This window comes from Streptococcus sp. M143 (assembly GCF_000162495.1).
Taxonomy (GTDB): Bacteria; Bacillota; Bacilli; order Lactobacillales; family Streptococcaceae; genus Streptococcus; species Streptococcus dentisani.
Window position 1 is genome coordinate 32,742 of the sequence record NZ_GG730099.1, and the last position, 12,796, is coordinate 45,537.

A 12,796-nucleotide genomic window follows, 5' to 3' on the forward strand; every position below is an offset into this window, starting at 1 on the left:
GGAGTGGGTTTCCCCTACTCCTTCTAGTAATATGTTAATTATTTTGTTTGTTCTTCAACGTAGGCAACCAAGTCACCAACTGTTTTCAAGTTATCTTCTGCTTCGATTTGGATATCGAAAGCATCTTCGATTTCAGAGATTACTTGGAACAAGTCCAATGAATCTGCATCCAAATCATCAAAAGTAGATTCAAGTGTTACTTCTGATGCATCTTTCCCAAGTTCTTCAACGATAATTTCTTGTACTTTTTCAAATACTGCCATGATAGGACTCCTTTAAAATATAAAAAATTTATAACTATGTGTTTACCACATGATTACCTAGATTGTAAGAATGAGTGTGCCCCATGTCAAACCTCCACCGAAGCCTGATAGGAGAATCGTCTGGCTACCATCTAAACGAATCTTACCATTCTCCACACACTCTGAGAGCAAAATCGGGATACTTGCTGCACTGGTATTTCCATACTCCATCATATTGGCAGGAAGCTTGTCTCGGTCTACACCGATCTTCTTAGCCATCTTATCCAAAATGCGGATATTTGCCTGATGAAGCAAGAGATAATCCAATTCCGATGCTGCGATTGGACCATTCTCAATGGTTTCTTTGATCGATCTAGCAACATCACGATTTGCAAAATCAAAAACTGCTCGTCCATCCATTTTCAAAAAAGCAGGAACTGCTTCTTGATCTGAGAAGGGCGAAGCCAAAGCCGTTTGACCATAGGTCAAACACTCGCTCCGAGAGCCATCTGTATAGAGACTTTCCACAAGGAAGTGCCGTGTTTCGCTCGTTTCCAAGAGAACGCCACCAGCACCATCTCCAAATAGAACAGCTGTCGAACGATCAGACCAATCAACTGCCTTGGATAAGGTCTCAGCCCCGATAACAATCCCTTTTTTGAACTGTCCAGAACTTAAAAATTTTTCAGCAGTTGAAAGAGCGAATACAAAGCCACTGCAAGCTGCTGTAAGATCAAAGGCAAAAGCTCTATGCGCTCCGATATTTGCCTGAACTCGAGCTGCTGTAGAAGGCATCATCGAATCTGGAGTAATCGTCGCTACAATGATAAAATCAATCTGGTCCGCTGTTAAGCTCCCTTTGGCCAGCAAACTATTAGCAACTTCTGTCGCCAAGTCACTTGTAGACTCCGTTTTTGAGATATGTCTCTGTTTAATTCCTGTCCGACTTGAAATCCACTCATCGCTTGTATCCATGATTTGAGCCAAGTCTTGATTAGTGACCACTTGCTCTGGAACATAATGAGCAACCTGGCTTATTTTTGCAAAAGCCATTATTTCAAATCCTCCAAAAATTGATAAAGGTTAGTCAAGCCCCTATCCATCACTTCTATTTCTTCAGAACTCATGCCATCGATAATTTTCTCGACCATGGCCTTGTGGAAACGTTTATGAAGGCGGTGAACCAAACGACCTTTCTTTGTCAAATGCAGATAGACCACACGACGATCCTGATCAGAACGAATGCGCTCAACATAACCTTTTCTTTCGAGATTATTCAAGCTGGTCGTAACAGTTCCAAGAGTTACCATCAGTTCTTTTGAAACCTTACTTGGTGTTGCCTCCGGGAACTTTCCAATCACATCAATCGTGTGCATTTCTTTGATGGAGATATCTTTGAAACGACTACCTCGTAAGCTAACCTCCTCAATCACAAGGACATTATTAAAAATAGATGTTAAATACTCATTCACTTGTTGGTAGTCCAAAGTATTCCCTCCTTCTCAAAAAAACTTTTGCATTCAAAACATTTGACACAAAAAGTATATCAAACTTCAAAGAATTGTGCAAGTATTTTTTTATTTTCCTGAAAATTTTGGTCGTCTTCTTTCAGAATGTGCTCGGACTCCTTCTTTAAAATCTTCAGTTAAAGATAAAGATTCTTGCAACTTTAATTCCAATTCAGCATAATTCTGCCAATCCTTAAATTGGCTTTCCCAAACCAACTTTTTAATGGCTGCGTATGAGTTTGCTGAGCCTCGTCTTAATTTCTTCAGAACTTGTTCTCTTGTCTTTTCTAGCTTATCTGCCTCGCAAACACGGTATACCACACCCCATTCCAGTGCTTTTTCCGCGGTCAAGGCTTCTCCTGTCATGGCAAGTTGCGCAGCTCGTGTTACCCCGATACTACGACTCAAGAGATGAATCCCACCAGCGTCCGGCGCCAATCCAACTCCAACAAAGGCTTGGATGAATTTTGCCTTATCAGTCGCCAAACAAAAATCGACTGCTACTGCCATATTGGCTGCAGCACCAGCAACTGCTCCATCTACCTCCATCAAAACAGGTTTAGGGATCTGCTTAATTTTATAGGAGATTGTATTGACTAATTCTGCAATCTTATTCAAAGAAGGGATATCATCTTCATCCACTGCACGCTTCATCTCAACCAAATCTCCCCCAACTGAAAAGACCTTCCCATTAGCGTTAATCAAGATAAACTGAACAGTTTGATCCTGCTCTGCTAGAGTCAAAGCTTCTAAAATTTCCTCACACATTGGGATATGGAAACCATTTGCCACTTCGGGACGATTCAAAGTGATGATAGCAAGATCATCTAGGATATGATATAGGATATGATTCATAGCTTCTCCTTTTGTAAGGTGATAAAATTATTTCATTGCCAAAGTATACCTTTTTTTAGATAAAGAGGCAAGAAAAAACTAAAGGAAAGTGTCTCAGCTGATAAAAAACGCTCACTTTATCCTAAAGACTATAGTATTTTCTTCATTGAAAAAAGCCCCTCTTTCTGCTATAATCGTATAAAATACTTACTTGAGGAGTCCCTATGAAGGTTGTAAAATTTGGCGGAAGCTCGCTTGCCTCTGCTAGTCAGTTAGAAAAAGTTTTAAACATCGTTAAAAGCGATAAAGAGCGCCGTTTTGTGGTCGTTTCTGCACCGGGTAAACGCAATTCTGAAGATACTAAGGTTACCGACGCTTTGATCAAATACTATCGTGATTATGTAGCGGGAAATGATATCAGCAAGAGCCAAAACTGGATCATCGATCGCTATGCGGCTATGGTGAGCGAACTAGGCTTAAAACCATCAGTTCTAGAAAAAATTTCTAAAAGCATCCGTGCCTTAGCGACTCTTCCTATTGAAGAAAATGACTTTCTCTATGACACCTTCCTAGCGGCTGGAGAAAACAACAACGCCAAATTGATTGCAGCTTACTTTAACCAAAACGGCATCGATGCGCGCTATGTTCATCCAAGAGAAGCGGGAATTATCGTAACAAGCGAACCTGGAAATGCTCGCATCATTCCATCTAGCTATGACAAGATTGAGGGCTTGGCTGACAGCAACGAAGTCCTTGTTATTCCTGGTTTCTTTGGGGTCACTAAGGAAAATCAAATCTGTACCTTCTCCCGTGGTGGATCCGACATAACTGGTTCCATCATCGCTGCCGGTGTCAAAGCCGACCTCTACGAAAACTTTACAGATGTCGATGGTATCTTTGCTGCCCATCCAGGTATCATTCACCAGCCTCATTCTATCCCTGAATTGACCTACCGTGAAATGCGGGAATTGGCTTATGCAGGTTTCTCAGTTCTTCACGATGAAGCTCTGCTCCCTGCCTACCGAGGAAAAATCCCTCTCGTTATCAAGAATACCAACAACCCTGACCATCCGGGTACTCGTATCGTTCTGAAACACAGTAGTGATAAATTCCCAGTAGTAGGGATTGCGGGTGACTCAGGATTTGTCAGCATCAACATGTCGAAATACCTCATGAACCGTGAAGTTGGTTTTGGTCGCAAGGTTCTGCAAATCCTTGAAGATCTTAACATCGGTTGGGAGCACATGCCAACTGGTATCGATGATCTTTCAATCATTCTCCGTTCTCGCGAATTGACTCCTATCAAGGAAGAAGAAATTCTGCGTCAGCTCGTTCAAAAGGCTGAAGTGGACCATGCTGAAATCGAACATGATCTTTCAATTATTATGATTGTCGGGGAAAAGATGAAGAGTCATATCGGGGTAACTGCTACTGCCACACGTGCTTTGTCTGAGAATAAAATCAACATCCAGATGATGTCCCAAGGGTCAAGTGAAGTTTCCATCATGTTTGTTGTCAATAAAGAGCAAGAGAAGGCCGCTATTAAGGCGCTCTATCATGCCTTTTTCGGTGAAAGTAAGGAAGACTAATCATGGCTCAATCACTCAATAAAGTCATTGACCTCCAAACCACTGGGACATCTTACCTCTCTATCTCTGGAAAAGTTGGAAAATTTCTAGTCGGGGACCAAGCCTTGGAGTTTTATCCTGATGTCAATGTCGAACAATATATCCAGATTCCCTGGTCAAGCATTCAGCAAATCGGAGCCAACGTAAGTGGCCGCAAGATCAGCCGCCACTTTGAAGTCTTCACCGATCAAGGTAAATTTCTCTTTGCCTCAAAAGACTCTGGGGCTATCCTCAAAATCGCTCGGGAAAAATTAGGAAACGACAAGGTCGTGAAACTTCCGACTCTGCTCCAGACCATTGGACAAAAATTTAAAAATCTATTTGCAAAAAAGTAGAAACTTTAGTATAATCATAGCAACGGATAAGTAGGTTATCCTCTTCTTTCAGAAAGTCTGCGGGTGCTGCGAGCAGATAGGAGGGATAGGTGAAATTCTACCGTTATCAACAATTAAATACAGAATCAAGTGCACACCTGTGAAGTTGGATGGAACCGTGGCCCTGCCACTCCAACGCTTTGTTAGGTGTGCTTTTTTCATAAAGGAGTTTTTATGTTAGATATCAAACGTATTCGTACAGACTTTGATGCTGTCGCTGAAAAACTAGCTACACGTGGTGTAGATGCTACTATCCTTAACGAGATGAAAGAAATCGACGCTAAACGTCGTGATATCTTGGTCAAGGTCGAAAACCTCAAGGCAGAACGTAACACAGTTTCTGCAGAGATTGCTCAAGCCAAGCGCAATAAGGAAAATGCTGATGACAAGATTGCTGCTATGCAAACCCTATCTGCTGAAGTCAAAGCCTTGGATGCTGAATTGGCGGACATCGATGCTAAATTGACAGAATTTACCACTACTCTTCCAAACATCCCAGCTGACAGCGTTCCTGTTGGAGCTGATGAGGATGACAACGTTGAAGTTCGCCGTTGGGGAACTCCGCGCGAGTTTGACTTTGAACCAAAAGCTCACTGGGATCTGGGTGAAGACCTCGGTATCCTTGACTGGGAACGTGGTGGAAAAGTGACGGGTGCTCGTTTCCTTTTCTATAAAGGCCTCGGTGCTCGTTTGGAACGTGCCATCTATAACTTTATGTTGGATGAACATGGCAAGGAAGGCTACACAGAAGTCATCACGCCTTACATGGTTAACCATGATTCTATGTTTGGTACTGGTCAATATCCAAAATTCAAGGAAGATACCTTTGAATTGAGTGACACCAACTATGTCCTTATTCCGACCGCTGAAGTGCCTCTTACAAACTACTACCGTGATGAAATCCTTGACGGAAAAGACCTACCAATCTACTTCACTGCTATGAGCCCATCATTCCGTTCTGAAGCTGGTTCTGCTGGTCGTGATACACGTGGCTTGATTCGTTTGCACCAATTCCACAAGGTTGAAATGGTCAAATTTGCCAAACCAGAAGAATCATATGAAGAATTAGAAAAAATGACAGCCAACGCTGAAAATATTCTTCAAAAGCTTAATCTTCCATACCGTGTGGTCGCGCTCTCTACTGGAGATATGGGCTTCTCAGCTGCCAAGACTTACGATTTGGAAGTTTGGATTCCAGCACAAAATACCTACCGTGAAATCTCAAGCTGTTCAAATACAGAAGATTTCCAAGCTCGTCGTGCTCAAATCCGTTACCGTGATGAAGCCGATGGCAAGGTTAAACTCCTTCACACCTTGAACGGTTCTGGACTTGCAGTTGGACGTACAGTAGCCGCTATTCTTGAAAACTACCAAAATGCAGATGGTTCTGTAACTATTCCAGAAGTACTTCGTCCATACATGGGTGGAGCTGAAGTTATCAAACCATAAAAAATAAGGCCTAGCTAGATAATAGCTAGACCTTTTTTCGTAACCAAATTAGATAACCACTCAAGACAAAGAGTAAAATACTTAAGCAAAGGAGGGTTTCCACAAACACTAGATAATCTAAGATAGGCAGTTTTACAATTCCTTGAGCCATTTTAAGCGATGTAGCTGTGATAATGGTTGGGAAGGTTAAGGCTGAGAAGGCTGGTTGAAAGCCTTGTTTTAAAATATTGGGCAAGCGAGTCAAAACGAAGATGAAAAAAGACTGAGAGACAAGCATCAGCAGTAACAAGGCCCAGGTCGGAAGAGTAACTCCCCCGATACGCACCAGAGCTGCTAAGAGCAAAGAAAAAGGAGCGCAGTAGATTCCTTCTTGCCCTAGTAGGGCTGGAGTCAATGGCTGTTTCTTTAGATCACTGTAAATCAACGGATAGAGAAAAAAAGTAGCGAGAAAGCCGAAAGTCACCGTTAGGTAGGCAATCTGAATCAGGCCAACGACTGGATAGGTCAAGGCTGCTACTGCTATGCCCACATAAAGTACTGTCCAGCTTGGTGTTGCACTAGCTCTTTCCTCCACTCCAAGAAAGCGACGAGAAAAATAAGCGATCAAAGCAAAATCCAAAATAAAAGAAAACCACCACAAAGGCTGGGATAGGATAGGCATAGACGGAACTAGTCGCAAGACATAGGTCGATAAAATCATCCCCGCCATAGGAAAGGTAGCTATACCAGATAAAAGAGGGGGCTTGGTCAATTCTTTCTTGGTTTCTTCCCAATTAAAAAGATGAAGAATCAGAAAGAAAATCCATAAGACCAATCCAGTCAAACTAAATAGGTGCGAAAGAACAGGCCAAGTATCCGCAATCAAGTTTCCTGCACCTGCCAAACCTAACAAACAACCAGAAAATACCAAGGGGAGTTTTTTCATGGCAACCTCCGTTAATCATATTATTATCAGTATAGCATAAAAGCCTTTAAAATAGCATAGAAAAATGAAGACTGGATAAATCAGCCTTCATTTTATTTATGATTCGAACTAGGCATAAGGTTGCAATTCTGGATTGATTGGCGTATCAGCTAAGTTGTTTGCATAGTTGCAAAGGCTGGCTAGGCTGACACCGAGAACTACGTCCAAGGCATTTTGTTGCGTATAGCCGGCTTCTAAGAATTCAGCCAAAGCTTCATCTCCTACACGACCCTTGGTATTGATGACCGCCAAGGTAAACTTAGCTAGAGTATCTAGTTTTGGATCTGTCTCAATTGGAGTGCGGTTGCGAAGGGCTTGGAGAAGATCATCATTCATCTGGATTTGTTTGATTGAAAAGGCAGTATGACCTGCCACGCAGAAAGCACAACCATTGGTCACGGCTGCCGTGATTTGCACTACTTCGCGTTCCACTGGTGTCAGGCTATTGCGACGGTTGATGGCTCCGACAGTTCGGTAGGCTTCAAGCGCGGTTGGGGCATTGGCCAAGAGACCGATTAGGTTGGGAATATAGCCATTGTTGTCTTTTCGTACTGTTTCAAGAACTTCTTTCACTTCTGCTGGTGCTGATTCTACTGTGTGGATGGTAAATGTTGTCATAAGAAACCTCTTTTCATTTTATTGTCATTTAGTCTATCATAGAATTTCCCCCTTGGATAATATATATTTTCAATTGCCATGATAGGAAATGTTTATGAAATGAAAAAATCACACTAAAAGTGTGATTGGATTAGTTCTTAAAATACTTCTTAGTCTCAGCAACAACTACGGGCGACAAGACCAAAAGGGCAATCAGGTTAGGCAAGGCCATCAAGGCATTGACGATATCTGCAATAATCCAGACCATGTCCAACTCGATAAAACCTCCCAACAAGACCATGAGCACAAAGACCACCCGATAGAGCCATATAAAACGAACTCCAAAGAGGAACTCGAAACAGCGTTCTCCATAGTAGTTCCAACCTAGAATCGTAGTGAAGGCAAAAAGCACAAGGAAGATGGTTAAGAGGGCAGGTCCAAAGTGTGAAAAGACTGTTGAGAAAGCTGACTGGGTAAGCGCTACTCCATTCAAATCACCACTCCAAACCCCAGTTACCAAGATGGTCAAACCTGTCAGAGTACAGATAATCAGGGTGTCAATAAAGGTTCCTGTCATGGAAATCAAGCCTTGCTCAACAGGCTCATTTGTCTTAGCCGCAGCGGCTGCAATCGGAGCTGAACCAAGACCAGATTCATTCGAAAAGACTCCTCTCGCCACACCATTTTGAATCGCAGTACGGATAGTCGCACCAGCAAATCCTCCTACTGCAGCTACAGGGCTGAAAGCAGAAGTAAAGATGAGGGCAAGTGTGGCTGGGATTTTCTCGATATTAAAGAAAATCACAATCAAGGTTCCTAGAATATAGACGATGGCCATAAAAGGAACGACTGCTGTTGAAACCTTGGAAATGGATTTGAGTCCACCAAAGACTGCAATCGCTACAAAAACAGACAACACAAGAGCTGTGATAGCTGGATCAATTTGAGCTGTATTTTGGATAGATTCTGTAATTGAATTGACTTGGGTAAAGGTACCAATCCCCAGAAGGGCAACCAATACACCAGCTAGGGCAAAGAAGATTGCAAGGGGACGCCACTTTTCTCCCATTCCCAAAAGAATGTAGTGCATGGGTCCTCCAGCTACAGCCCCATTTGCATCCTTAGTGCGGTACTTGATAGCCAGCAATCCTTCAGCATACTTGGTCGCCATCCCAAAGAAGGCAGCCATCCACATCCAAAAGAGAGCACCTGGCCCACCAACCTTAATAGCTGTCGCAACTCCGATGATATTTCCCGTACCAACTGTGGCTGCTAGAGCCGTACAGAGAGCAGCAAAGCTCGACACATCGCCATGCCCCTTATCCTTGGTAAAGATCAACTGAAAGGCTTTAGGGAGACGAGCCACCTGTAAAAGTCCTAGTCGGATGGTCAAGTAGATACCCGTTCCGACCAATAAAATCAAGAGGGGAGGTCCCCAAACGAAAGCATCAAGCGCTTTTAGCAATTCTAACATGTCCTACTCCTATCTTTCAACCCCAAAAGAAAGAGCACATGCAAGATACATGTACTCTGGAATGCCTAGATAAATGCCAAAAAGCGATCTATCTTAGCTCTGTCCTTTTACCTGAGAGTTTGAGCAGTTGCCTGCCTTGCCCCTTCGGTGCCTTTACGGTCTCTCCAGAGTTCCGTCCATTTACAGTCATGGAAAACAAACCTTTCTCCACTTCTATTAAACTTCATTCGGTGTTGGTATTTAATTTTTATTATTTTACAAGAAAAGTTAGCTTTTGTCAATAAATTCTATGAAAATTTTTGACTTTCCATTTCTTTTCTCAGAAAGGCCGAATCCTACTTCTCTCTAACCTTTAAAGGTCACAATGGTTGCGCCACTGCCTCCAGCATTCTGTGGGGCATAGCCAAAACTCTTGACATGCTTGTTTCTTTGTAGGTATTTGGTAACGCCCTCACGGATAACACCTGTTCCAATCCCATGGATGATGTCTACCTGCGCCATGTTATTAAGTAGGGCCTGGTCAATAAAGGCATCCAGCTCATTCATGGCTTCTTCGTAACGTTTGCCTCGGAGATCTAGTCTTGCTTGCGGACCACGACCAGAAGCACGTTTCACGATATTGACTTGTTTCTTCTTGACTGGTGCCTCTTGTTGGGCCTGAACCAAGTCAAATTCCTTGTCTTCCAAGGTCATCTTAATCAAGCCAACTTGGGCTTCCCAACGGCCGTCCTTAAGCTGATTGGTCAAGGTTCCACGTTGTCCATAACTGAGGACCACAATATCATCCCCCACCTTTGGAGTCCGTTTTTTCTTGGCCTTTTGAAGGACCTTGTTTTTAGACAAGTCCACTTTTTCAGGAGCCAGTTTTTTCAGCTCAGCCTTGGCTTCAATGATTTCGTGAGGTTTGAGTTGAGACTTACTGTGGAGATTCTTGAGAATCTGGTCACTCTCACTTAGCGCTAGTTCCACAATTTCAGCTGCTTGTTCACGCGCCTTGTTGAGCTCAGTTTCCTTTTCCCGATTGAGCTCATTGTAAAGCTTTTTGAGTGCTCGGTTCATCTTGAGGTTTTCTTGCTCCACCTCACGGATATTGTCCAAGCGTTTACGACTTTCAAGCGTTTGGTCTTCCAATTGCTCAATAATGCGGTTGACGTCATTATCTTGGTTGACCTGTTGGCTAGCATCCCCAACGATGACATCTGACAAGCCTAGACGTTTGGCAATTTCAAAGGCATTGCTTCGGCCAGGAACTCCCTGCATAAAGCGATAGGTAGGACGCAGACTGGCTGTATCAAACTCCATGCTAGCATTTTGCACAAAGGCTGTCTCAATACCGTAGGCCTTGAGTTCTGGATAGTGGGTCGTCGCCATAGTTTTGACCTGACGTAGACGAAGATCCTCTAAAATAGCCATAGCAAGGGCAGCACCTTCCTGCGGATCGGTACCTGCGCCAAGCTCATCTAAGAGTAAAAGTGAGTGTTGGTTGACCTTGCCAAGAATATCTACGATATTGGTCATGTGACTCGAGAAGGTCGACAAGCTTTGCTCGATAGACTGCTCATCTCCAATATCTGCGAAGATTTCTTCGAAAATACCGACTCGGCTCCCCTTATCAGCTAAAATGGGCAAGCCTGACTGGGCCATGAGTTGAGTCAAGCCCAAGGTTTTGAGCATGATGGTCTTCCCACCTGTATTGGGACCTGTAATGACAATGACCGTTAATTCCTTACCAAAGTGTACATCGTTTGGCACTGCATTTTTGACCAAAGGATGGCGAACATGAAGGAGTTGAATCTCTTGGTTCTCTGAAAGTTGAGGAACGACTGCTTGTCTTTCTTGAATAAAACGCACCTTAGCACGAATCAGGTCCAGATGGCCGATAATCCAAGCGTCATTAGCAATCTCTGCAGCATGAGGACGAACCCGTTCCGATAGTTCCTGCAGGATGCGAATCATCTCATAGCGCTCATCAGCTCGCAGACTAGCGATTTCTTCGCTCAGTTTCACGACCTCACGGGGTTCGATATAGACTGTATTCCCACTGGCAGAGATGTCATGGACAACACCTGCAATCTTGTTGCGGTAGGTATTCTTGACGGGCAAGACTTGACGGCCATTTCTGCTAGCGATAATCCCTTCCGTCAACATCTGAGCTTTTTGCTTGAGCAAGTCTTGCAAGACATCTCGAACTTGGCTCTCACTATCATGGATTTTCCGACGGATACGTGCTAATTCTTCACTGGCGAAATTTTCGATAAATCCTGCGTCATTTAGGGCTTGGAGGCTCCCTTGTAAATGAGGAAAATCATGGAGTTTCTCAAACCATCTCGCCAACTGTTCCAAGCGTACGTTTTCGAGATTGGCATAAAAACTTTGTAACTCTCTGCTAGCAAGTAAGACCCGTTTGAGGAGCAGGAACTCCTCGATATTGAGGTCCGCCCCCATCTCCAAACGCTTGCAGACAGCTGAGATCTCACGTGTCGCTAGGATTGTAAAGTGAGGCTGCTCCACAAATAAGACTTGCATTTCCTCCATCTCTGTAAAGGCTTGTTTGATCTTATCCGCCTTGGCAGTTGGAACCAAGGCTTTTAGCTCCTCTAGTCCTTGTTCTGTCAGGAGATGCGGTTCAAACAAGGCTTTTATTTTATTAAATTCTAAGGTTTCTAGTATTTTTGTATTCATATTCTTTCCTTGTATACTTGTTTACAAGATTGTAGTACCTAGAGGTTTTTGAACTTTACCTGACCCTAGTCGTCCAATCTGTAAACAAAGGGCTAGGAAGAATCCCGCCCTTTTTATCCGATTAAATTTGTCACCCAGAGTTGTTTGATAAAGTTTGTCGTAAAAGGGACACTTTGGATGATATGCTTGGCTACCATGCTCTTTTCAAGGGGATTTTGCACAGCTGCCAGAGGCACCGTTGCAAGAATGGTCAGAGCCATTTGCAAGACAAATAAGGTTACCAATAGAGACAAGACACCTGCTCCGATACGAAACCAGATGCCCCCTAGCTTATTAGTCGGAATCAAGTGTAGGAACAAACCGATAAAACGTCCGATACTGTAACAAATTCCGAAAACTAGAAGGTAGGCCAGACCCGCATAAAAGACCTTGTCTAGCTGAAAAAGTTGGGCTGAAGGGAAGAAAAAGGTGCCCTGCCCTTCCTGAGGATTGGCATAAGGGACAAGCAAGTGAAATTGATCTCCCAGCGATTTATAAAACTGCCCAGCGATAAAGGCTGAAATCACTGCCACGAGGAAATAATAAACTTGTAGCACCAAACCTCTACGGTAGCCGATGTAAAAACCCCAAGCTAGAACCAGTAAGAGAAGGATCGAAATCATAGGGAATCCTCAATCTTGCTCTGCTCTTGCTTGACTGCCACTAGCTTATTTCGAAGGTCTTTAAGCTCCTGCTCCTTATCGTCAAACTCAATCTCACGACTAAGCTGCGTCGATAGGCTGTTAATCGCTAAAAGAAGGGCAATGGTTTCATCATCCGCTCCAGGCATTTGTTCCTTAATTGCTTGGTATTTTTCAGTCGCAACCTTAGCGATTTCCTCCATAAAGAGGTTGTCATGCTCTGTTGTCAAGGTTAATGTCTTTTTCCCGAATGTAAACTTATATCGATTTAGATTTGCCATAAAATTCACCTCACGATATTATACCAAATTTCGCTAACTTTGTCAGTTTTTACCAATTCTCCTGCTTTTGTGGTACAATAGAG

The 12,796-nt window shown here is 43.3% G+C and carries 13 protein-coding genes and 1 riboswitch; of the genes, 3 read left to right on the plus strand and 10 right to left on the minus strand.

Annotated features, from left to right (window positions below; all coding sequences use genetic code 11):
- Positions 1–38: 38 nt before the first annotated feature.
- From HMPREF0850_RS11735 to HMPREF0850_RS11750, 4 genes are all read right to left on the minus strand, one after another.
- Complete coding sequence (locus HMPREF0850_RS11735; protein WP_000257840.1) at positions 39–263, minus strand: acyl carrier protein; 225 nt, start codon at positions 261–263, stop codon at positions 39–41.
- 57 nt (positions 264–320) lie between these two features.
- Positions 321–1,295: a beta-ketoacyl-ACP synthase III gene (locus HMPREF0850_RS11740; protein ID WP_000852978.1), complete on the minus strand. Its 975-nt coding sequence runs from the start codon at positions 1,293–1,295 to the stop codon at positions 321–323.
- Positions 1,295–1,729, minus strand: a complete 435-nt coding sequence (gene fabT / locus HMPREF0850_RS11745) for a fatty acid biosynthesis transcriptional regulator FabT (RefSeq protein WP_000386341.1) — start codon at positions 1,727–1,729, stop codon at positions 1,295–1,297. The genes HMPREF0850_RS11740 and fabT overlap by 1 nt, the downstream gene beginning before the upstream one ends.
- Positions 1,730–1,819: 90 nt before the next feature.
- Positions 1,820–2,605, minus strand: a complete 786-nt coding sequence (locus HMPREF0850_RS11750) for an enoyl-CoA hydratase (RefSeq protein ID WP_001015581.1) — start codon at positions 2,603–2,605, stop codon at positions 1,820–1,822.
- Between the two features lie 203 nt (positions 2,606–2,808).
- On the opposite strand from HMPREF0850_RS11750, the gene HMPREF0850_RS11755 reads away from it, so the two are divergent.
- From HMPREF0850_RS11755 to serS, 3 genes are all read left to right on the plus strand, one after another.
- On the plus strand, positions 2,809–4,173 hold the full coding sequence (locus tag HMPREF0850_RS11755; protein ID WP_000869650.1) for an aspartate kinase: 1,365 nt from the start codon (positions 2,809–2,811) through the stop codon (positions 4,171–4,173).
- 2 nt (positions 4,174–4,175) lie between these two features.
- Positions 4,176–4,547, plus strand: a complete 372-nt coding sequence (locus HMPREF0850_RS11760; RefSeq protein WP_000079370.1) for a DUF956 family protein — start codon at positions 4,176–4,178, stop codon at positions 4,545–4,547.
- A 213-nt stretch (positions 4,548–4,760) separates the two neighbouring features.
- Complete coding sequence (serS, locus tag HMPREF0850_RS11765; RefSeq protein ID WP_000884236.1) at positions 4,761–6,035, plus strand: serine--tRNA ligase; 1,275 nt, start codon at positions 4,761–4,763, stop codon at positions 6,033–6,035.
- Positions 6,036–6,060: 25 nt separating this feature from the next.
- Here serS and HMPREF0850_RS11770 read toward each other — a convergent pair whose 3' ends face one another.
- From HMPREF0850_RS11770 to zapA, 6 genes are all read right to left on the minus strand, one after another.
- Positions 6,061–6,960, minus strand: a complete 900-nt coding sequence (locus HMPREF0850_RS11770; protein ID WP_000735940.1) for a TDT family transporter — start codon at positions 6,958–6,960, stop codon at positions 6,061–6,063.
- A 108-nt stretch (positions 6,961–7,068) separates the two neighbouring features.
- Positions 7,069–7,617 carry a carboxymuconolactone decarboxylase family protein gene (locus HMPREF0850_RS11775; RefSeq protein WP_000206779.1) on the minus strand — a complete coding sequence of 183 codons (549 nt, stop codon included), beginning with the start codon at positions 7,615–7,617 and terminating at the stop codon, positions 7,069–7,071.
- Between the two features lie 130 nt (positions 7,618–7,747).
- Positions 7,748–9,070, minus strand: coding sequence for an alanine/glycine:cation symporter family protein (locus HMPREF0850_RS11780; protein WP_000891445.1), 1,323 nt, complete (start codon positions 9,068–9,070; stop codon positions 7,748–7,750).
- An 89-nt stretch (positions 9,071–9,159) separates the two neighbouring features.
- Positions 9,160–9,248, minus strand: a riboswitch (glycine riboswitch).
- Positions 9,249–9,415: 167 nt separating this feature from the next.
- Positions 9,416–11,752 carry an endonuclease MutS2 gene (locus HMPREF0850_RS11785; protein WP_001092915.1) on the minus strand — a complete coding sequence of 779 codons (2,337 nt, stop codon included), beginning with the start codon at positions 11,750–11,752 and terminating at the stop codon, positions 9,416–9,418.
- A 113-nt stretch (positions 11,753–11,865) separates the two neighbouring features.
- On the minus strand, positions 11,866–12,414 hold the full coding sequence (locus HMPREF0850_RS11790) for a CvpA family protein (protein ID WP_000623533.1): 549 nt from the start codon (positions 12,412–12,414) through the stop codon (positions 11,866–11,868).
- Entirely contained in the window at positions 12,411–12,713 is a 303-nt protein-coding gene (gene zapA / locus HMPREF0850_RS11795; protein ID WP_000002027.1) for a cell division protein ZapA, read from the minus strand. The genes HMPREF0850_RS11790 and zapA overlap by 4 nt, the downstream gene beginning before the upstream one ends.
- Positions 12,714–12,796: the final 83 nt, after the last annotated feature.